This is a genomic window from Spirillospora sp. NPDC000708 (assembly GCF_040299565.1).
GTDB lineage: Bacteria > Actinomycetota > Actinomycetes > Streptosporangiales > Streptosporangiaceae > Spirillospora.
In genome coordinates, this window is sequence record NZ_JBEPCJ010000098.1 from 21004 (window position 1) to 40611 (window position 19608).

Below are 19608 nucleotides of genomic sequence, written 5' to 3' on the forward strand. Positions count from 1 at the left end.
CTCCACGGGAACGCCTCGGGGCGGGCGCGCATCGTCGCGCCCGCCCCGAGGCCGTTCCGTCTCGGGCGCGCCGCCGGGGCCGCTACGAGCGCCCGGACGGCGGGGGCGTGGCGATCTCCGCCTCCTCCGGCGGCTCCAGGGGCGGGTAGCGCAGGTCGAACGCCGGCCGCATCGAGCGGATCCGCGGCATCGCCACGAAGTTGTGGCGGGGCGGCGGGCACGAGGTCGCCCACTCCAGCGAATTGCCGAAGCCCCACGGATCGTCCACGCCGACGGGTTCGCCGCGCCGGTGCGTCCGGTAGATGTTCCACAGGAACGCGAAGGTGGACGCGCCGAGGATGAACGCGCCGATCGACGAGACGAGGTTCAGCGTCGCGAACTGCTTCGGGTAGTCGGCGTAGCGGCGCGGCATGCCTTCGGCGCCGAGCCAGTGCTGGACGAGGAAGGTGGTGTGGAAGCCGACGAACAGCGTCCAGAAATGGATCTTGCCCCAGGTCTCGTCGAGCATCTTGCCGGTCATCTTCGGCCACCAGAAGTAGAACCCGCCGAACATCGCGAACACCACGGTGCCGAACAGCACGTAGTGCATGTGGGCGACGACGAAGAACGAGTCGGTGAGGTGGAAGTCCATGGCCGGCGACGCCAGGATCACCCCGGTGAGGCCGCCGAACAGGAACGTCACCAGGAACCCGATCGCCCACAGCATCGGCGTCCGCAGGGAGATCTCGCCCTTCCACATCGTGCCGACCCAGTTGAAGAACTTGATGCCGGTCGGTACCGCGATCATGAACGAGGTGATCGAGAAGAACGGCAGCAGCACCTGCCCGGTGGCGAACATGTGGTGCGCCCAGACGGTCATCGACAGCCCGGTGATGCTGATGGTGGCGGCGACCATGCCGAGGTAGCCGAAGATCGGCTTGCGGGCGAACACCGGGATGATCTCGGTGACGATGCCGAAGAACGGCAGCGCCACGATGTACACCTCGGGATGGCCGAAGAACCAGAACAGGTGCTGCCACAGCAGCGCGCCCCCGTTCGCGCCGTCGTAGACGTGCGCGCCGAGCTTGCGGTCGGCCTCCAGCGCGAACAGCGCGGCGGCGAGCACCGGGAACGCGATGATGACCATCAGGCTGGTCAGCAGGATGTTCCAGGTGAAGATCGGCATCCGGAACATCAGCATGCCGGGGGCCCGCATCGTGATGACGGTGGTGATCAGGTTGACCCCCGTCAGGGTCGTCCCGACGCCCGACAGGATCAGCCCCATGGCCCACATGTCCTTCCCCAGGCCGGGCGAGAACGTCGGCGAGGTCAGCGGCGAGTAGGCGAACCACCCGTAGTCGGCCGCGCCGCCCGGCATCAGGAAGCCCGCCAGCACGATGATCGCGCCGAACAGGAAGAAGTAGTAGGTCAGCGCGTTCAGCCGCGGGAACGCCACGTCCGGCGCGCCGATCTGCAGCGGCATGATCACGTTGGCGAACCCGAGGAACAGCGGCGTCGCGAACAGCAGCAGCATGATCGTGCCGTGCATCGTGAAGAGCTCGTTGTACTGCAGGGCGTCCATCACCTGCAGGCCCGGCCGCAGCAGCTCCGCCCGCATCAGCATCGCCATCAGCCCGGCGATCAGGAACATCGCGAACGACGTCGACAGGTACAGGTAGCCCACCGTCTTGTGGTCGGTCGTCGCCAGGACGTTCCCGATCCTCGTCCCGAGGCTGTGCCGTTCCAGCGCCTCCTCGGCGCTGGTGTCGGCCGCCTCCTCGACCGCCGTCATCCGGGTCCCCCTCCCGCTGGCCTGCCTACACCGGGCACTAGCCGGAGAAAGCCCACGTCAAACGCCCCTCGCGCCCTGATCATCGTCATGCCGCGGCCGCGTCCGGCCACCGTCCGCCGCGTGCCCCGATACGCTCTCCTTGAAGATCAAGGACGACCGGCCGGACGGCGGGCGGCCCCGCCCGACCGTGCGGCACGACCGGGAGGGAGGGCGCCGTGGATCTGTCCGGTGTCGGTGTGTGGAGCCAGCAGCTGCGCTACGGGGACGCCGCCGAGGCGGCGGAGGTCGCCGCCGAGCTGGAGGAGCTGGGGTACAGCGCGATGTGGGTCCCCGACATCGGGGGACCGGTGTTCGACGCCGTCGGGAACCTCCTCGGGGCGACCCGCCGCGCGGTCGTCGCGACCGGCATCCTGAACCTGTGGATGCACGCGCCCGAGGACGCCGCCGCCTCGTTCGCGTCGCTGTCGGCCGAGCACGGCGACCGCTTCCTGATGGGCATCGGCGTCAGCCACGCCCCGCTGGTGGACTCCGCGGAGCCCGGCCGGTACCGCCGGCCGCTCGCGGCGATGTCCGCCTTCCTCGACGGCCTCGACGCGGCCGAGCGGCCCGTCCCCCGGGACAGCCGGGTGCTCGCCGCGCTCGGGCCCCGCATGCTGGAGACGGCGGCGAAGAGGGCCCGGGGCGCCCACCCGTACCTCGTCCCGCCCGAGCACACCCGGATCGCCCGCGAGGCCGTGGGCGACGGCCCGCTCGTGCTCCCGGAGCAGACGGTGATCCTCTGCTCGACGCGGGACGAGGCGCGCGAGATCGGGACGGACTGGCTGCGCTCCTACCTCGGCCTGCCGAACTACGCGGGCAACCTGCTGCGGATCGGGTTCACGCAGGAGGACGTCGACACGGTGAGCGACCGGCTGTTCGACGCCGTGATCGCCTGGGGCGACGAGGAGGCGGTCCGGCGCCGGGTCGACGAGCACCGCGCGGCCGGCGCCGACCACGTCTGCGTGCAGGTGCTCACGGCGGACGGCAACGCGTTCCCGCGCGAGGAGTGGCGGCGCCTGGCCCCCGCGCTGCGCTAGCGCGGTCCGGTCCGTCCTTGGCGCCGGGCGGGCGGGCTGTCAGGCTGGAGTGATGCGGATACTCGTGATCGGCGCGGGGATCGTCGGGGCCGCGCTGGCCGACCGGCTCGCCCGCCCGGCGGACGGCGGGCGGGGCGCGCACGCGGGCGACGCGGTCACGGTCGTCGAGGAGCTGCGGCCCGGCGCGGGGACGTCCGGCACCAGCTACGCGTGGCTCAACGCCAACGATCCCGCCGACCCCGCGTACCACCGGTTCCGGACGGCCGCGCTGCGCGCCTGGCGCGACCTGGCCGCCGGGTTCGGCGGGCCGTCCTGGTACCGGCCGGCGGGCAACACCGCGTGGGCGGCGTCCGAGGACGCCAAGGCGCGGCTGGCCGCGCGCGTCGACGACCTGGCAAGTCTCGGCTACGCCGCCCGCCTGATCGGCCCCGGCCGGCTGCGCGAGCTGGAACCTTCCGTAAGCGTGCCGGGCGACGCGCTCATCGCGCACTACCCCGACGAGGGCTTCGTGCACGGCGGCCCGGCGGCGCGGGCCCTCGCCGGGCGGGCGGAGGAGGCGGGCGCGCGGATCGTCACCGGGCGCCGCGCGGTCCGCCTCAACCTCGACGGCGGCCGCGTCACCGGCGTGCGCCTCGACGACGGCCGGGACCTGGACGCCGACCTCACGATCTGCGCCGCCGGACGGCACGCTCCCGCGCTGCTGGCCACCGCCGGGATCACGCTGCCGCTGGTCGACCCGGCACGGCCCGGTTCGGCCGCGCCCTGCCTGGTCGCCACGACGACCCCGGCTCCCGGCGCGGTCCACGGGCTCGTGCACGGCCCCGCGCTGTCGGCCCGGCCGGCGGAGGACGGGGGCCTCGTCCTCGAAGCCGACGACATCGACGCCGGCATCGACGACGCGGTCCCGGCGGAGCGGATCGAGGCCGCCGGCGCCGAACTCCTCGCCCGGGGCCGGGCCCTGATCCCCGGCCTGAGCGCGGACGTCGCCCGAGTGCGCCGGTGCGTGCGGCCGCTGCCCGTCGACGGCTACCCGCTCGTCGGCCCGCAGCTCCCCGGCCTGTACACGGTCGTGACGCACAGCGGCATCACGCTCGCCCCGCACCTCGCGGGACTGGTCGCCCAGGAGGTCCACGGCCGTCCCGCCGAGGCGCTGGAGCCGTACCGGCCGGGATCGCGGGGCTAGCGAGGCGTCCGCGATCCCGGCCGGTACGGATCAGGTGTGCGCGATGAGGACGGCCGGGTCCTCCACGCAGTCGGCCACGTAGCGCAGGAAACCGCCCGCGGCGCCGCCGTCGCAGACCCGGTGGTCGAAGGTGAGGGACAGCTGCGCGACCTTGCGCGGGACGACGGCGCCGCCGTGCACCCAGGGCCGGTCGACGATCCGGCCGACGCCGAGCAGCGCCGCCTCGGGATGGTTGATGATGGGCGTCGAGCCGTCCACGCCGAACACCCCGTAGTTGTTGAGCGTGAACGTGCCGCCGGTCAGCGCCTCGGGCGGCAGCTTCCCGGCGCGGGCGAGTCCGGTGAGCCGGGCCAGCTCGGCGGCGAGGTCCCCGGTCGTCATCAGGTGCGCGTCCTTCACGACCGGGACGACCAGCCCCCGGTCGGTCTGCGCGGCGAAGCCGAGGTTCACCCGCCCGTGCCGGACGATCTCGGCGCGGCCGGTGTCGACCGAGGAGTTCAGCTCGGGGAACCGGCGCAGCCCGGACACGCAGATCCGGGCGAGCAGCGCGAGCACCCCGATGCCGAGGTCCGGGCGGGTGCGGCGCAGCGCGTCCTTCACCTCGAGCAGGGCGGTGGCGTCGACGTCCACCCAGGTGGTGGCGTCGGGGATCTCGGCGCGGCTGCGGGTGAGCTTGTCGGCCACCGCCCGGCGCAGGCCGCGCAGCGGGATGCGCTCGTCCACGAGTCCGGGCGCCGCCGTGGCCGCCCGCTCTGGGGCCGCCCGCTCCGTGGCCGCCCGCTCTGTCGCCACCGGCTCTGCGGCCACCGGCTCCCTGGGGGCCGCGGCGGCGATGGCCTGCTCGACGTCGCGGCGCAGGATGACGCCGCGCGGGCCGGTCGGGACGACGGCGGCGATGTCCACGCCGTGCTCGCGCGCGATCCTGCGGACCAGCGGCGAGATCACGCGCGGCGCGAGCGGCGGCCGCGCCGCCGGCGCGGCGGCCTCCGTCCGGACCTCCCCGGCGGGCGCCGCGGCGGCGGGACGCGCCCTGCCGCGCCGCCGCCTGCGCGTCCCGGACGCGCCGCCGGTGCCGTAGCCGATCAGCACGTTGCCCGAGCCCGCCTGCTCCTCCTCGCGGTAGCGGGCGGCGGCCGGGTCCTCGGCCGCGGCCCCGGCCTCCCCGACCTCGATGAGCGGCTCGCCGACGCCGAGGACGGCGCCCGGCCCCGCGTGCAGCCTCAGCACCGTCCCGGCGAACGGGACCGGGACCTCGACGGCGGCCTTGGCGGTCTCCACCTCCACCACGACCTGGTCGACCTCGACGGTGTCGCCGACCGCGACCTTCCACTCCAGGACCTCGGCCTCCGTCAGGCCCTCGCCGAGGTCGGGCAGGCGGAACACCCGCGCCGCGACGGCGGTCGTCACGACGCCTCCCGCATGGCGCCGCCCGGCAGGAGGCGGGCCTCCGCCACCGGCGGCTCCGCCTGCGCGAGGTAGCGGGTGTCGGGCGCGTCGTCGAACTGGAGCCGGTCCACCGCGTCGAGCACCCGGTCGGCGTCCGGCAGGTGCGAGCGCTCCAGCTTCGGCGGCGGGTACGGGATGTCGAAGCCGCTGACGCGCAGCACCGGGGCCGCCAGCGAGTGGAAGCAGCGCTCCTGGACGCGCGCCGCGATCTCCGCGCCGACGCCCGCGAACCCCTGCGCCTCCTGGATCACCACGCACCGGCCCGTCTTGCGGACCGACGCCATGACGGTCTCGTCGTCGAACGGCACGATCGACCGCAGATCGACGACCTCCAGCGACCGGCCCTCCCGTTCCGCAGCCTCGGCCGCCTCCAGGGCCACGGAGACGCTGGGTCCATAGGCGACGAGCGTCGCGTCCGTCCCGGCGCGCCGCACGGCGGCCCGCCCGATCCCGGCCGTGCGGCGGTCCGCCGGCGACACCTCGCCCGAGGACCAGTACAGCCGCTTCGGCTCCATGAAGACCACGGGGTCGGGATCGGCGACGGCGTCGCGCAGCAGCCAGTACGCGTCGTCCGGCGTGGCGGGGGTGACCACCTTCAGGCCGGGGGTGTGCGCGTAGTACGCCTCGCTGGAGTCGCTGTGGTGCTCGACGCCGCCGACGCCGCCCGCGTACGGGATCCGGATCACCATCGGCAGCGGCAGCAGGCCGCGGGTGCGGTTGCGCATCTTCGCGACGTGCGAGGCGATCTGCTCGAACGCCGGATAGGCGAACGCGTCGAACTGCATCTCCACGACCGGGCGGAACCCGCCCATCGCCATGCCGACGGCGAGCCCGACGATGCCGGCCTCCGCGAGCGGGGTGTCGAAGCACCGGTCCTCGCCGAACTCGGCGGTGAGTCCGTCGGTGATGCGGAAGACGCCGCCCAGCGGGCCGACGTCCTCACCGAAGACCAGGACCCGCTCGTCCTCGCGGAGCGCGTCCCGCAGCGCGGCGTTCAGCGCCTGCGCCATCGTCATCCCCGTCTTGCGGGTCGTCGTTTCCGTCATGTCAGTCCTCCAGGGCGGCCAGCTCGGACGCCAGCTGGGCCCGCTGCTCGCGCAGCTGCGGGGTGGGCTCGGCGAACACGTGCTCGAACAGCTCCAGCGGCGCGGGCGCGGTCTCGTCGTCGGCGTTCAGCGCGTCGCGGACCCGGGCGGCGAACTCCTCGGCGGCCCTGTCCGCCGAGGCCACCCCCTCGTCGTCGAGCACGCCCCGGCCGCGCAGGTAGGTCTCCAGGCGCGCGATGGGGTCGGCGGCCTCCCAGCGCGCGACCTCGTCGTCCTTCCGGTAGCGGGTGGCGTCGTCGGCGTTGGTGTGGGCGTCCATGCGGTAGGTGTGCGCCTCCACCAGCGACGGGCCACCGCCTGCGCGCGCGTGCTCCACGGCCGAGGCCAGCACGGACAGCACCGCGACGAGGTCGTTGCCGTCCACCTGCTCGGAGCGGACGCCGTACCCGACGCCCTTGTAGGCGAGCGCGGGCGCGGCGGTCTGCTTGGCCAGCGGCACCGAGATCGCGTACTGGTTGTTCTGCACGAAGAACACCACGGGCGCGCGCCGGACCGCCGCGTAGTTGAGCGCCTCGTGGAAGTCGCCCTCGCTGGTGCCGCCGTCGCCGACGAAGGCCATCACGACGCCGTCCTCGCCCTTGCGGCGCAGGGCCTCGGCCATGCCCACCGCGTGGAGGGTCTGGGTGGCCAGCGGGGTGCACTGCGGCGCGACGCGCATGGCGGCCGGGTCGTACCCGCAGTGCCAGCCGCCCTGCAGCAGCGTGAGCACCTCGGCGGGGTCGAGGCCGCGGGCGACCAGCGCCACCGAGTCCCGGTAGGTGGGGAAGAGCCAGTCGCCGTCGCGCAGCGCGAGCACGCCGCCGATCTGGCACGCCTCCTGGCCGCGGCTCGACGGGTACACCGCGAGCCTGCCCTGCCTGGTCAGCGCCGTCGCCTGCCGGTCGAAGCGGCGGCCGAGCACCATCCGGCGGTACGCCTCCAGCAGCTCGCCGTCGGCGGGCGCCGTCCGGCCCGCCGGGGGCTCGACGGCCGTGCCGTCCTCGGCGACGAAGCGCACGGGGGCGGGGGACGGGAGCAGCCCGTCGACCTCCGGCCGGTGATCGCGCACGGCCTCCCGGACGGCACCGGCCTCCCGGACGGCACCGGCCTCCCGGACGGCACCGGCCTCCCGGACGGCACCGGCCTCCCGGACGGCTCCGGCCTCCCGCGCCGCCTCGGATTTCCGCGCCGCCCCGGTTTTCCGCGCGGCACCGGCCTTCCGGACGGGCACGGCTTTCCGCGCGGGCTCGGGCTTGCGCACCGGCATGGGTTTCCGCACTGGCATGGCGCGCCTCGCTTTCCTTGGACGCTTGACGACCAAAGCGTCCGTCCCGGCGACCATCTGTTCAAGACATGCCGGATAATGAGCGACAAGTTGGTCTCAATGAGGCGTGAGGGTGGCCAAATGTCGAACGATGACGCCGCGGACGGCGCCTGGCCGGGACGTTCTGCCGGACGGCTGGACGCGGTGGACCGGGCGATCATCGCCGAGCTGCTGCGCGACGGCCGGATCTCGGTGCGGGCCCTCGCCGAGAACGTGCACGTCTCCCGCGCCAACGCCTACGCGCGCCTCACCCGCCTGATGGACGACGGCGTCATCACCGGTTTCACGGCGGAGCTGGCGCCGCACCGGGCGGGGCTCGGCACCAGCGCGTACGTCTCGATCACGATCGAGCAGAACTCCTGGCGGGCGGTGTCGGCCCGGCTGAAGGAGATCACCTACGTCGAGCACTTCGCGATGGTCGGCGGGGACTACGACGTGCTCGCCCTCGTCAGGGCCCCGGACAACGCGGCGCTCCGGCACGTGGTGCTGGAGCGCGTCCAGGACATCCCCGGGGTCCGCGCCACCCGCACCTGGCTGGTGTTCGACGAGGCCCGCGGCCGGGGAGCGGCGTGGGGGGCCGTCCCGGGCGCGTGAACGCGGCCGCCGCCCGCCTCGTCCGCGACGAGGGGGCGGCGGCCGGACTGCGTGATCAGCCGAGGGTCTCGCGCACCTCGCCGGAGAACATGGTCGTGGAGGCGACGTCGTACTTCGCCGCGTCCTCGGCGGCCGCGGCCATCTCCGGGCTGCCCAGCGCCGCCGCGAGGGCGTCGCCGTCCTCGAACCACAGCTCGGCGACGAGGTAGGGCGCGCCGGCGCCGAGCGCCTGCGGGCGCGTCAGGGTGAACGACTTCAGGCCGGGCAGGGCGTGCACGAGCGGGACGTGCGTGCTCTCGTAGCGCTCGTCGAACGCCGCGGGGTCGGCGGGCGAGAAGTACTGGACGGTGAGGCGGTGCATGCGGTCCTCCAGGGTGGATGCGGCCGGCCGGGTCCGGGCCACCTCACCGTAGCCCGCGGCCCGGCTCCGCGGAGGAGCCGGTCCCGGCCTTCGCGCCGGCCCGCGGGGCGGATGCGCGGGGGACCGTTGCGCTCGGGCGGCCGCCCGTGCGACCGTATTACTGACCGAACGATAAGTAATTCGTTCGACCGGTGAGGAGGGGACATGACGACGACCCCCGTGGATCCCGCGCCGCGCGAGGCGGCGGCGCAGGAGCGGTTCGACGCGACCATCGCGCGGGGCGACCGGATCGAGCCCCGGGACTGGATGCCGGACGGCTACCGCCGCACCCTGATCCGCCAGATCGCCCAGCACGCGCACTCGGAGATCATCGGGATGCAGCCGGAGGGCAACTGGATCGGCCGCGCCCCGTCTCTGCGCCGCAAGGCGATCCTGCTGGCGAAGGTCCAGGACGAGGCCGGGCACGGGCTGTACCTGTACTCGGCGTGCGAGACCCTCGGCGTGTCCCGGGCCGAGCTGACGGAGATGCTGCTGTCGGGCCGGCAGAAGTACTCCTCGATCTTCAATTACCCGACGCTGTCGTACGCCGACGTCGGCACGATCGGCTGGCTCGTCGACGGCGCCGCGATCTGCAACCAGGTGCCGCTGTGCCGCACGTCCTACGGGCCGTACGGCCGCGCGATGATCCGGATCTGCAAGGAGGAGTCCTTCCACCAGCGGCAGGGCTACGAGCTGCTGATGACGATGATGCGCGGGACGGACGCCCAGCGCGCGATGGTGCAGGAGTCGGTCGACCGGTTCTGGTGGCCGTCGCTGATGATGTTCGGCCCGCCGGACGCCGAGTCCCCGAACAGCGCGCGGTCGATGGCGTGGGGCGTCAAGCGCAACTCCAACGACGAGCTGCGGCAGAAGTTCGTCGACATGACCGTCCCGCAGGCCGAGGCGCTCGGGGTGACGCTCCCCGACCCGGACCTGCGCTGGAACGCCGAGCGCGGCCACTACGACTTCGGCGAGCCGGACTGGGAGGAGTTCGCCCAGGTCGTCGGCGGGAACGGGCCGTGCAACGCGCAGCGGCTGGCGCACCGCCGCGCCGCCCACGAGGACGGCGCGTGGGTGCGCGAGGCCGCGACGGCGTTCGCCGAGCGATCCGCGAGGGAGGCCGGTAATGACCGATAGGCGGGAATGGCCGCTCTACGAGGTGTTCGTGCGCGGCAAGCGCGGCCTCAACCACGTGCACGTCGGGTCGCTGCACGCCCCCGACGACGTGATGGCGCTGCGCCACGCGCGCGACGTCTACACGCGCCGCAACGAGGGCGTGAGCATCTGGGTCGTGCGGGCCGACGCCATCACCGCGTCCAGCCCGGACGAGAAGGACCCGCTGTTCGCGCCGAGCGGCGACAAGGTCTACCGGCACCCGACCTTCTACGACATCCCCGACGACGTCCCGCACATGTGAGGGCGGACCACCGATGAGCGACGACCTTCTGAACAGCGACCTCGGCGGCGTGTTCGACGGGCTGGCCGGCGGCGAGTCCTCGCAGTGGGCGTTCGGCACCGGCTTCGAGGACCCCCTCGCCGGCGTCGACACCACCGTGCCGGACGGCGTCGACCGCGCCGACCTCGCCGCGTACTGCCTGATGCTCGGCGACGACGCGCTGATCATGTCCCAGCGCCTGGCGGAGTGGTGTAGCCGCGCCCCCGACCTCGAAGAGGACATCGCGCTCGCGAACATCGCCCTCGACCTGCTCGGCCAGGCGCGGCTGCTGCTGTCGCGGGCGGCCGCCGCCGACCCCGCCGCCGTGCCCGCCCTCCCCGAGGGCTCGCCGGTGCCGGGCGAGGACGCGCTCGCCTTCTTCCGCGAGGCGGGGGAGTTCCGCAACGTCCGCCTCGCCGAGGTGGCCAACGGCGACTTCGCGCACGTGGTCGTCCGGCTGCTGCTGTTCTCGGCGGCGCGGCTCGCGCTGCTGGAACGGCTCCGGGCGAGCGCCGACCGGGTGCTGGCGGCGGTGGCGGCCAAGGGCGCCAAGGAGGTCACCTACCACCGCGACTGGGCGGGCCGCTGGTTCCTGACGCTGGCGCAGGGCACCGAGGAGTCGCGCCGCAGGCTCGTCGCCGCGCTGGACGAGCTGTGGCCGCTCCAGCCGGAACTGGTCGCCGCGCACCCGGTCGAGGCGTCCCTCGCAGAGGCCGGCGTGGGCGTCGACCCCAGCGCCGTCCGCGACGAGGTCGACGCGGTCCTCGACCAGGTGCTGGCCGTCAGCGGCGTCGACCGCCCGGACCGCCCGCCCCTCGCCGGGGTCGGCGGGCGGACGGGCCGCGACGGCATGCACACCGAGGCGTTCGGCCGGCTGCTCGCCGAGATGCAGGTGGTCGCGCGCGCACACCCGAGCGGGCAATGGTGAACGCCCGCGCGGTGGCCCGCGCGACGGCACGCGAGCGCGCCCTCGACGCGGCCGGGCAGGTGCGCGACCCGGAGATGCCGATGCTCACCCTCGCCGACCTCGGCGTCCTGCGCGGCGTCGACGTCGAGCGCGACGCCGACGGCGCGGAGGCCGTCGTCGCCTCGATCACGCCGACCTACACCGGCTGCCCGGCCCTCGCGACGATGCGCGACGACCTCGTCCACCGGCTGAACGGCGCGGGGTTCCCGCGCGTGCGGGTCCGGATCGTGCTGGACCCGCCGTGGTCGAGCGACTGGATCTCCGAGCGCGGGCGGGCCGCGCTGCGGGAGGCGGGCCTGTCGCCGCCGGGGCCGGTCCGGCGCCCGTCCGGGCCGCTCGGGCTCACGCTCGGGCCGACCCGCCGCGCCCCCGCCTGCCCGCGCTGCGGCTCCACGTCCACCCGCCTGACCTCCGAGTTCGGCGCGACCGCGTGCAAGGCCCTGTACCGCTGCACCGACTGCCTCGAGCCGTTCGAGCACGTCAAGGAGATCTGACATGACCACCCTCGCGCCCGGCGCCGCGCCCGCCCGGTCGGCGGTGTTCCACGAGCTGACCGTGGCGGCGGTGGACCGCCTCTGCGAGGACGCCGCCGCGATCACCTTCGCCGTCCCGGACGGCCTGCGCGACGCCTACGCGTTCCGGGCCGGCCAGTCCCTCACCCTGCGCCGCTTCGTCGACGGGCGGGAGGAGCGCCGCTCGTACTCGATCTGCGCGCCCGCCGGCGCCGCGCCCCGGATCGGCGTCCGGGAGATCCCCGGCGGGCTGTTCTCGTCCTGGCTGGTGAACGAGGTCGCGCCGGGCACGCGCATCGAGGTGCGGACCCCGACCGGCTCCTGGCGGGCGGACCCGGCGACCGGCGAGCGGCACCTGTGCATCGCCGCCGGCTCCGGCATCACCCCGATGCTGTCGGTCGCCTCGACGGTGCTCGCCCACCCCGGCGCGCAGGTGTCGCTGCTGTACGGCAACCGCACCAGCCGCACCGTGATGTTCACCGAGGAGCTCGGCGACCTGAAGAACCGGTACGGGCCGCGGTTCCAGCTGGTCCACGTGCTGTCCCGCGAGCCGCGCGACGCCGAGCTGTTCTCCGGCCGCCTCGACGGCGACCGCCTCGCCCGGCTGCTCACCGGCCTGGTGCCCGCGGAGGTGTTCGACCACGTCTGGATCTGCGGGCCGCTCCAGATGGTCGAGGACGCGCGGAAGGTCCTCGCCGACCTCGCCGTCCCCTCACCGGTGCACGTCGAGCTGTTCTACGTCGACGCTCCTCCGCCGCAGCCCAGGCGTGCCGACGACGCCGTGGCCGGTGCCACGACCGAGCTGACCGTCGTGCTCGACGGCCTGCGCACCACGTCGCGGGTGTCCCGCGAGACGACGATCCTGGAGGGCGCCCAGCTGACCCGCGGGGACCTGCCGTTCGCCTGCAAGGGCGGCGTCTGCGGGACGTGCCGCGCCCGCGTCCGCGAGGGGGAGGCGGACATGCGCCGCAACTACGCCCTAGAACCGTCCGAGGTCGACGCCGGGTTCGTCCTGACCTGCCAGTCGTTCCCGGCGGGCGACACCGTCACCGTCGACTACGACGCCTGATCTCCCTGGTCCGGCGGGGTCTCGTGGCGGGCGAGGCCGTCGAAGGCCAGGGAGGTGATGGCGTCGGCGACGGTCGCCGTGTCGTAGGCGCCGCCCGGCCGGTACCACTCGACCAGCGAGTTCACCATGCCGAACAGCAGCCGGCTCACCAGCGCCGGCGGCACGTCCCCGCGCAGTGCCCCCTCGGCGACGGCGTCCGCGACGAGCTCGGCGAGGCGGTCGTCGAGCCACCGGCGCCGCTCCAGCGCGGCCAGCTCGACCTCGCTGTTGCCCCTGACGCGGAGCAGGAGCGTGACGGACGGCTGGTGCGCGACGAGGACCTCGACGCTGCGCCGCACCACCGCGCGCAGGCGGCCGTAGGCGGTCGTCCCCTCCCGCTCGCGGGACGCCTCCGCGACGGCGGCGGTGAGCTCGTCGAGGGCGTCGTCCAGCGCCTGGCCGAGCAGCTGCTCCTTGCCCGCGACGTGGTGGTAGATGGCGGGCTTGGTGAGCCCGAGCTCGCGGGCCAGGTCGCCCATGCTGGTGGCGTCGTAGCCCTTGCGGTTGAACAGCTCCACGGCGGCGCGCAGGATCGCCGCCTGGTCGTGGCCGGGACGGCCGCGCCGGCGGCGCGGAGAGGATGCTTGCGGACCGGTCGTCGCCACGACCGCAGCATCTCACGCGGGCACGGGCGCCCGGCCGGACCGGGGGCCGGGCGGGGCGCACCTGGCCGGACGGTGTGATCTACGTAACCATGGCGCCGAGGGAGGGCGCGGGCGCCGCCCGGCATATTCCCTGGTAAATCGGTATGTTTTATGGGTTTTTCTGGTCGGACGGGGCGTCCGTGCAGGTAGAGCGGGCTTTCGGCGGGCTTCACAAGCGCCGGTTCCGTGTGCATCCTTGGGGACATGAACGCGACGGAGGTACTGGTGGCGAGGCGCCACATCGACCTCCTCCGCGTGTGCAGCGCGTCCTGTTGAACCGCTGATCCGCACATCCACGGCCCGAGATCGGCCGCCTCTCCTCTCTCTCCTCCGCCCGGCAGTGTCGCCGGCGCCGGATCACTCCCTCCCTCCTGCCTGCCTGCCTGCCTTCCGACCGTCCCCCTGTTCCGGAGGTGCCGCGTGTCCACCGACCTGCTAGATCCGCCCCGCTCCGCCCTACCCGGACCCGCCGCGCCCACGGCCGCGGGGCGCTCCGGCGCCTTAGCGCTGTCGCTGCTGCGCCGCGCCCGCAAGGCCGGCGGGCTCGTCGCCGTCCTCGTCCTCTGGGAGGCCGGCGCCCGCGCGGGCTGGCTCGGCAGCACGACGCCGCCGGTCAGCGACGTCGCCGCGCGCGGCTGGGAGATGGCCTCGTCGGGCGAGCTGTTCACCAACCTCGGCGTCTCGCTGCTGCGGGTGCTGAAGGGCCTCGCGATCGGGCTGCCGCTCGGCCTCGTGCTCGGCCTGCTGTCCGGGCTGTTCCGGATCAGCGAGGACGTCATCGACGCGCCCGTCCAGGCCGTCCGGATGCTGCCGCACCTGGCGCTCGTGCCGCTGTTCATCATCTGGTTCGGGATCGGCGAGACGTCCAAGGTCGGCCTCATCGCGGTCGGCGTCGTGTTCCCCCTCTACATCAACGTGTTCCACGGCATCCGCGGGGTGGACGAGCGGCTCGTGGAGTCGGCGCGGACCTGCGGCCTCGGCCGGCTCGGGCTCGTCCGGAAGGTCGTGCTGCCCGGCGCGCTCCCGCAGATCCTCGTCGGGCTGCGGCTGTCGCTCGGCGTCGCGTGGCTGACGCTCGTCGTCGTTGAGCAGTCGGCGACCGCCAGCGGCATCGGGTTCCTCATCAACCAGGCCACTCAGTTCATGCAGATGGACACGGTCTTCGTTGTCCTCGTGCTGTACGCGCTGCTCGGCGTGTCGACGGACCTGCTGGTCCGGCTCATCGAGCGGCGCGCGCTGGCCTGGCGCAAGGGACTGGTGGCGCGATGACCGCCGCCCTGCGCGACGGGGTCCGCGTCCGCGGCCTCAGGCGCGTGTTCGGCGACCGGACCGTCCTGGACGGCGTCGACCTCGACATCGCGCCCGGCGAGTTCGTGGCGCTGCTCGGCGCGAGCGGGTCCGGCAAGAGCACGCTGCTGCGCGCCCTCGCCGGGCTGGACGGCCACGGCGGCGGCGAGGTCGACGTCCCCGGCGCGCGCGCCGTCGTCTACCAGGAGCACCGGCTGCTCCCGTGGAGCCGGGTGTGGTCCAACGTCGTGCTCGGCCTGCGCGGCCGGGACCTGCGCGCACGGGCCGAGGCCGCGCTGGCCGAGGTCGGGCTCGCGGCGCGCGCCGACGCGTGGCCGCTCACCCTGTCCGGCGGCGAGTCGCAGCGCGTCGCGCTGGCCCGCGCCCTCGTCCGGACGCCCGACCTGCTGCTGCTCGACGAGCCCTTCGGCGCGCTGGACGCGCTGACCAGGCTGAACGCGCAGGCGCTCGTCGCCGACCTGTGGGCCGAGCACCGGCCCGCCGTCCTGCTCGTCACCCACGACGTGGAGGAGGCGCTGCTGCTCGCCGACCGCGCGCTGCTGCTCGCCGGCGGCCGGATCGCGCGCGAGTACACCGTCGGCCTGCCGAGGCCGCGGTCCCTGGACGACCCGGAATTCATCGCGCTGCGGCGCGACCTGCTCGACGGGCTCGGGGTACGGGCCGTCGCCACCGCCAAGGAGACCCGATGAACGAACTGACCGCCGACGTCCTCGTCGCGGGCGGCGGCCCCGCCGGCGCCTGGGCCGCCGTCAAGGCCGCGGAGGCCGGCGCGAGCGTCGTCCTCGCCGACAAGGGGTACCTCGGGACGAGCGGCGCGACGGCGTCCGCCGGCACCGGGGTCTGGTACGTCGAGCCCGACCCGCGGGCGCGGGAGGCCGCGATGGCGAGCCGGGAGGGCCTCGGCGGCCATCTCGCCGACCGGGCGTGGATGGCCCGCGTCCTCGACCAGACGTACGCGAACATGAACGAGCTGGCCGAGGTCTCGAAGTACCCGTTCCCCGTGGACGAGCAGGGCCGGCAGATCCGGCGCGGCCTGCAGGGCCCGGAGTACATGCGCCGCATGCGCGTGCGGGTCCGCCGCGCCGGGGTCCGGGTCCTCGACCACAGCCCGGTCACCGAGCTGCTGGCGGACGGGTCCGGGGCCGTCGCGGGCGCCGCCGGGTACCACCTGCGGGACGACCGGCCGTTCCGCGTCCGGGCCGGCGCGGTCGTGCTCGCGACCGGCGGGTGCGCGTTCCTGAGCAGGGCCCTCGGCTGCGACGTCGACACCGGGGACGGCGCGCTGTTCGCGGCGGAGGCGGGCGCGGAGCTGTCCGGCATGGAGTTCTCCAACGCCTACGCGATCGCCCCGGCGTTCACCTCCGTGACCAAAACGGCGTTCTACTCGTTCGCCACCTTCTACCGCGCGGACGGCAGCGTCCTGGAAGGCGCGGGCAGCCGGCGCGGCCGCTCCGTCATCGCCCGGACCCTGCTCAGCGAGCCCGTCCTGTGCCGCATCGACCGGGCCACCCCCGAGGAGCAGCGGGCGATGCGGCTCGCGCAGGCGAACTTCTTCCTGCCGTTCGACCGGCAGGGCATCGACCCGTTCACCGACCTGTTCCCGGTGACGCTGCTGGCGGAGGGGACGGTCCGCGGCACCGGCGGCATCCGCATCACCGGCGCCGACTGCTCGACGACGGTGCCGGGCCTGTTCGCGGCCGGCGACGCCGCCACCCGGGAGCTGATCTGCGGCGGCTTCACCGGCGGCGGCAGCCACAACGCGGCGTGGGCGATGTCGTCCGGCACCTGGGCCGGGCTGGGCGCCGCGCGCCACGCCGCCGGGCTGGGCGGACGGGCGGCCGCGCGTCCCGTCCGGGCGCTGGGCGAGGCGGGCGTGCGGCCGTCCGGCCCCTCGGCCCCCGGCCACGCCGAGCATGTCGCGGCCGTCCAGGCGGAGGTGCTGCCCTACGACAAGAACCTCCTGCGCCGCGGCGACCGCCTCGCCGCCGCGCTGGCGTCCCTCGACGGGACGTGGCGCGAGCTGCGCGGCACGCTCCGCGAGGACGGCGCCGGGATCGTCCGCGCGCGGTCGGCCGCCGCGATGGCCGCGCACGCCCGCTGGATGTACACCGCCGCGCTCGCCCGGACCGAGACGCGCGGCATGCACAAGCGGCTGGACCTGCCCGAGCAGGACCCGGCCCAGCGTCACCGGCTCGTCACCGGCGGCCTCGACGAGGTGTGGACGCGGCCGGAGACCGGCGCCTTGGCGGTGGCGTCGTGATCGAGGTCGTCTCGCGGGACCGGTGCATCGCCTGCGACAAGTGCGTCGAGGTCTGCCCCACCAACGTGTTCGACCGCGGCGCGGACGGCGTCCCGGTGCTCGCCCGGCGGTCCGACTGCCAGACCTGCTTCATGTGCGAGGCGTACTGCCCGGTGGACGCGCTGTTCGTCGACCCGCGCTCGCATCCGCTGCCCGAGCCGCCGGACGAGGCGGCGCTCGCCGCGGGCGGGCTCCTCGGCAGCTACCGCGAGCAGATCGGCTGGGGGCGGGGGCGGACCCCCGGCGCCCGGCTCGCGGTGGGGCCCTCGCTGGACCGCGCGGGCGCCCCCCTCACCTCCTGACACCACCCTCCCCGAGACCACGCAGAACCCTGCGAACCCCCGAAAGGCATCACCGTGAGAATTCCCCGGATGCTGGCCGCCGTCCTGCTCGTCCTCGCCGCGGCGGCGTGCGGTTCGTCCGCGGCCGCCGGCGGCTCCGGGACGCTCCGCGTCGGAGTGATCGGATCGGCCGTCGGCAACAAGCTGACCCGCGCCGTCGGGTTCCTCGACGAGCGCGGCGAGCTGCTGCCCGCGCTGAAGGCCGCCGGCGTCACCAGGATCAAGGTCGCGACGTTCCAGAACGGCCCGGACCTGAACCAGGCGCTCGCGGGCGGCTCCCTCGACATCGGCATGTACGGCGACACGCCCGCGCTGGTCGGGCGCGGCCAGGGCCTGCCGACCCGGCTGCTGTCGCTCAACTCGGTCCGGCTGGACGCCGCCATCGTCGCCAAGAAGGACGGCGGGCCGACGTCCCTCAAGGACCTGCAAGGCAAGGTGATCGGAGTGCAGACCGGTTCCTACATCCACCGCTACCTGCTCGGCGCGCTGCAGCAGGCGGGGGTGAAGCCGAAGCAGATCATCCACATGTACACACCCGCGATCATCGCGGCGCTGGAGAAGGGGTCGATCGACGCGGGCGGCCTGGTCTCCGCCGACCAGGCCGCCGAGGAGGCGAAGGGCTACAGGTCGATCGACGTCGCCTCCCGCGACCACCCCGACCTGCTCGGCACGTCCGTCACGGTCGTGACGGAGAAGTACCTGTCCGGGCACAAGGACATCGTCAAGGTGTGGCAGCAGGCCGAGACCAAGGCCTCGCAGGTCGCCAAGGCGAACTGGGCGGGCTACACCGCGTACGTCGCCAAGACCGGCGGGTACGCGCCGCAGGTCACGCTCAAGACGACGCTGAAGGACCAGCTGCCCGACGAGCCGTTCCCCGCGGACGGGCTGAAGCTGCTCGACGGCACCAAGACCTTCCTCGTGCGGCAGAACCTCGTCAAGAAGGACTACACGCTCGACTCCTGGCTCGCCCCCGGAGCGAAGGCGTGATCGAGCTGGACGCCGACGTCCTCGTCCTCGGCGGCGGCCCCGCCGGGGCGTGGGCGGCCCTCGCCGCGGCCGGCGAGGGAGCGCGCGTCGTCCTCGCCGACAAGGGCTACTGCGGCACCAGCGGGCCGACCGCGTCCGGCGGCAACAACCTCTGGTACGTCCCGCCTGACCAGGCCGCGCGCGAGCGCGCCGTCGACGAGCGGTTCGAGCAGAGCGCCCGGCTCGCCGACCGCCGCTGGATGGCCCGCGTCGTCGACGAGACGTACCGGCGCGTCGGCGACCTCGCCGCGTTCGGCTACCCGTTCGCCGTCGACGACGACGGGGTGGAACGGCGCGGCAGCCTCCAGGGGCCGGAGTACATGAAGCGGATGCGGCGCCGCGTGCACAGGTCGGGTGTGACGATCCTCGACCACCATCCGGCGCTGCGCCTGCTCGTGGACGGCTCGGGCACCGCGTCGGGCGCGTCGGGCCTCGCCCGCCAGAAGGGCGGGGAGGCGTGGACCGTCCGCGCGGGCGCGGTGGTCCTCGCGACCGGCGGCTGCGCGTTCCTGTCCGGGGCGTTCGGGACCAACGTCGACACCGGCGACGGCCACCTGATGGCCGCCGAGCTCGGCGCGGAGCTGTCGGGCATGGAGTTCTCCGCCGCGTACGCGCTGTCCCCGGCGCACGGCGCGCACACCAAGGGCCTGATGATGCAGTTCGCGACGTACTCCACCGAGGACGGCGACCGGATCGACGTCCCGGACCCGCTCGGCGCGAGGACCCGCGTCGCCGAGCTGCTTGCCGCCGGCCGGAAGGTGTTCGCGCGGCTGGACCGGGCGCCCGCGGAGCTGCGCGGGGCGATGCGGGCCGCGCAGCCGAACTACTTCCTGCCGCTGGACAAGGCCGGCATCGACCCGTTCCGCGACCGCTACGAGGTGCGGATGGTGCTGGAGGGCACCGTCCGGGGAACGGGCGGCCTGCGGATCACCGGCGACGACTGCGCGACCGCGGTCCCCGGCCTCTACGCCGCCGGGGACGTCGCGACTCGGGAAGGCAGATCGGCCACGCGTCGATCCCGGCGAACCGCTTGAACAGCGCCGCCTTGCCCTCCATGACCGGCAGCGCCGCCTCCGGGCCGATGTTGCC

At 74.4% G+C, this 19608-nt stretch carries 20 protein-coding genes and 1 pseudogene; 14 read left to right on the forward strand and 7 right to left on the reverse strand.

Translation table 11 applies throughout. From position 1 onward, the window contains the following. Positions 1 to 82: 82 nt before the first annotated feature. Positions 83 to 1771, reverse strand: coding sequence for an aa3-type cytochrome oxidase subunit I (gene ctaD / locus ABT299_RS43400; RefSeq protein ID WP_387019766.1), 1689 nt, complete (start codon positions 1769 to 1771; stop codon positions 83 to 85). Positions 1772 to 1986: 215 nt separating this feature from the next. On the opposite strand from ctaD, the gene ABT299_RS43405 reads away from it, so the two are divergent. Further along, positions 1987 to 2847 carry an LLM class F420-dependent oxidoreductase gene (locus ABT299_RS43405; protein ID WP_500254350.1) on the forward strand — a complete coding sequence of 287 codons (861 nt, stop codon included), beginning with the start codon at positions 1987 to 1989 and terminating at the stop codon, positions 2845 to 2847. Positions 2848 to 2899: 52 nt separating this feature from the next. Beyond that, on the forward strand, positions 2900 to 4030 hold the full coding sequence (locus ABT299_RS43410) for an NAD(P)/FAD-dependent oxidoreductase (protein ID WP_500254351.1): 1131 nt from the start codon (positions 2900 to 2902) through the stop codon (positions 4028 to 4030). A 30-nt stretch (positions 4031 to 4060) separates the two neighbouring features. On the opposite strand, the gene ABT299_RS43415 is transcribed toward ABT299_RS43410, so the two are convergent. The 3 genes from ABT299_RS43415 to pdhA are packed head-to-tail and all read right to left on the reverse strand — an operon-like array spanning position 4061 to position 7846. Beyond that, complete coding sequence (locus tag ABT299_RS43415) at positions 4061 to 5437, reverse strand: dihydrolipoamide acetyltransferase family protein (RefSeq protein WP_500254352.1); 1377 nt, start codon at positions 5435 to 5437, stop codon at positions 4061 to 4063. After that, a complete protein-coding gene (locus ABT299_RS43420; protein WP_500254353.1) occupies positions 5434 to 6522 on the reverse strand; it encodes an alpha-ketoacid dehydrogenase subunit beta in 1089 nt (362 codons plus the stop codon). Before ABT299_RS43420 ends, ABT299_RS43415 begins: the two co-directional genes overlap by 4 nt. A 1-nt stretch (position 6523) precedes the next feature. Next, positions 6524 to 7846, reverse strand: a complete 1323-nt coding sequence (gene pdhA, locus ABT299_RS43425; protein WP_500254354.1) for a pyruvate dehydrogenase (acetyl-transferring) E1 component subunit alpha — start codon at positions 7844 to 7846, stop codon at positions 6524 to 6526. A gap of 120 nt (positions 7847 to 7966) precedes the next feature. Here pdhA and ABT299_RS43430 point away from each other — a divergent pair, with 120 nt between their 5' ends. Then, the gene (locus ABT299_RS43430) at positions 7967 to 8479 is read left to right on the forward strand and encodes an Lrp/AsnC family transcriptional regulator (RefSeq protein ID WP_190866790.1); all 513 of its coding nucleotides are present in this window, start codon (positions 7967 to 7969) and stop codon (positions 8477 to 8479) included. 55 nt (positions 8480 to 8534) lie between these two features. Here ABT299_RS43430 and ABT299_RS43435 read toward each other — a convergent pair whose 3' ends face one another. Further along, entirely contained in the window at positions 8535 to 8840 is a 306-nt protein-coding gene (locus tag ABT299_RS43435) for an EthD family reductase (RefSeq protein ID WP_190866792.1), read from the reverse strand. Between the two features lie 204 nt (positions 8841 to 9044). Between ABT299_RS43435 and paaA the strand changes: the two genes are divergently transcribed. The 5 genes from paaA to paaE are packed head-to-tail and all read left to right on the forward strand — an operon-like array spanning position 9045 to position 12862. Next, positions 9045 to 10016 carry a 1,2-phenylacetyl-CoA epoxidase subunit PaaA gene (gene paaA / locus ABT299_RS43440; protein WP_190866794.1) on the forward strand — a complete coding sequence of 324 codons (972 nt, stop codon included), beginning with the start codon at positions 9045 to 9047 and terminating at the stop codon, positions 10014 to 10016. Next, entirely contained in the window at positions 10006 to 10296 is a 291-nt protein-coding gene (paaB, locus tag ABT299_RS43445; protein ID WP_151543025.1) for a 1,2-phenylacetyl-CoA epoxidase subunit PaaB, read from the forward strand. Before paaA ends, paaB begins: the two co-directional genes overlap by 11 nt. A gap of 13 nt (positions 10297 to 10309) precedes the next feature. After that, positions 10310 to 11242 (forward strand): 1,2-phenylacetyl-CoA epoxidase subunit PaaC, encoded by a 933-nt coding sequence (gene paaC / locus ABT299_RS43450; protein WP_500254355.1) that lies wholly within the window; start codon positions 10310 to 10312, stop codon positions 11240 to 11242. Then, positions 11236 to 11775: a 1,2-phenylacetyl-CoA epoxidase subunit PaaD gene (gene paaD / locus ABT299_RS43455; protein ID WP_500254356.1), complete on the forward strand. Its 540-nt coding sequence runs from the start codon at positions 11236 to 11238 to the stop codon at positions 11773 to 11775. Before paaC ends, paaD begins: the two co-directional genes overlap by 7 nt. A 1-nt stretch (position 11776) precedes the next feature. After that, complete coding sequence (gene paaE / locus ABT299_RS43460; protein WP_500254357.1) at positions 11777 to 12862, forward strand: 1,2-phenylacetyl-CoA epoxidase subunit PaaE; 1086 nt, start codon at positions 11777 to 11779, stop codon at positions 12860 to 12862. On the opposite strand, the gene ABT299_RS43465 is transcribed toward paaE, so the two are convergent. Then, positions 12850 to 13506, reverse strand: coding sequence for a TetR-type transcription factor C-terminal domain-containing protein (locus ABT299_RS43465; protein ID WP_190866802.1), 657 nt, complete (start codon positions 13504 to 13506; stop codon positions 12850 to 12852). The two genes, paaE and ABT299_RS43465, sit on opposite strands and share 13 nt — an antisense overlap. A gap of 459 nt (positions 13507 to 13965) precedes the next feature. On the opposite strand from ABT299_RS43465, the gene ABT299_RS43470 reads away from it, so the two are divergent. From ABT299_RS43470 to ABT299_RS43495, 6 genes are all read left to right on the forward strand, one after another. Further along, positions 13966 to 14814, forward strand: a complete 849-nt coding sequence (locus tag ABT299_RS43470) for an ABC transporter permease (RefSeq protein ID WP_500254358.1) — start codon at positions 13966 to 13968, stop codon at positions 14812 to 14814. Then, on the forward strand, positions 14811 to 15542 hold the full coding sequence (locus ABT299_RS43475) for an ABC transporter ATP-binding protein (protein WP_190866804.1): 732 nt from the start codon (positions 14811 to 14813) through the stop codon (positions 15540 to 15542). Before ABT299_RS43470 ends, ABT299_RS43475 begins: the two co-directional genes overlap by 4 nt. Beyond that, complete coding sequence (locus ABT299_RS43480; protein ID WP_500254359.1) at positions 15539 to 17113, forward strand: FAD-dependent oxidoreductase; 1575 nt, start codon at positions 15539 to 15541, stop codon at positions 17111 to 17113. Before ABT299_RS43475 ends, ABT299_RS43480 begins: the two co-directional genes overlap by 4 nt. Next, positions 17110 to 17454 carry a 4Fe-4S binding protein gene (locus ABT299_RS43485; RefSeq protein WP_190866808.1) on the forward strand — a complete coding sequence of 115 codons (345 nt, stop codon included), beginning with the start codon at positions 17110 to 17112 and terminating at the stop codon, positions 17452 to 17454. The genes ABT299_RS43480 and ABT299_RS43485 overlap by 4 nt, the downstream gene beginning before the upstream one ends. A 69-nt stretch (positions 17455 to 17523) precedes the next feature. Next, positions 17524 to 18480, forward strand: a complete 957-nt coding sequence (locus ABT299_RS43490) for an ABC transporter substrate-binding protein (RefSeq protein ID WP_500254360.1) — start codon at positions 17524 to 17526, stop codon at positions 18478 to 18480. Beyond that, positions 18477 to 19553 (forward strand): FAD-binding protein, encoded by a 1077-nt coding sequence (locus ABT299_RS43495; protein ID WP_500254361.1) that lies wholly within the window; start codon positions 18477 to 18479, stop codon positions 19551 to 19553. The genes ABT299_RS43490 and ABT299_RS43495 overlap by 4 nt, the downstream gene beginning before the upstream one ends. On the opposite strand, the pseudogene ABT299_RS43500 reads toward ABT299_RS43495, so the two are convergent. Continuing rightward, positions 19513 to 19608: pseudogene (locus ABT299_RS43500) on the reverse strand (hypothetical protein); the annotation flags it as partial. The gene ABT299_RS43495 and the pseudogene ABT299_RS43500 overlap by 41 nt on opposite strands.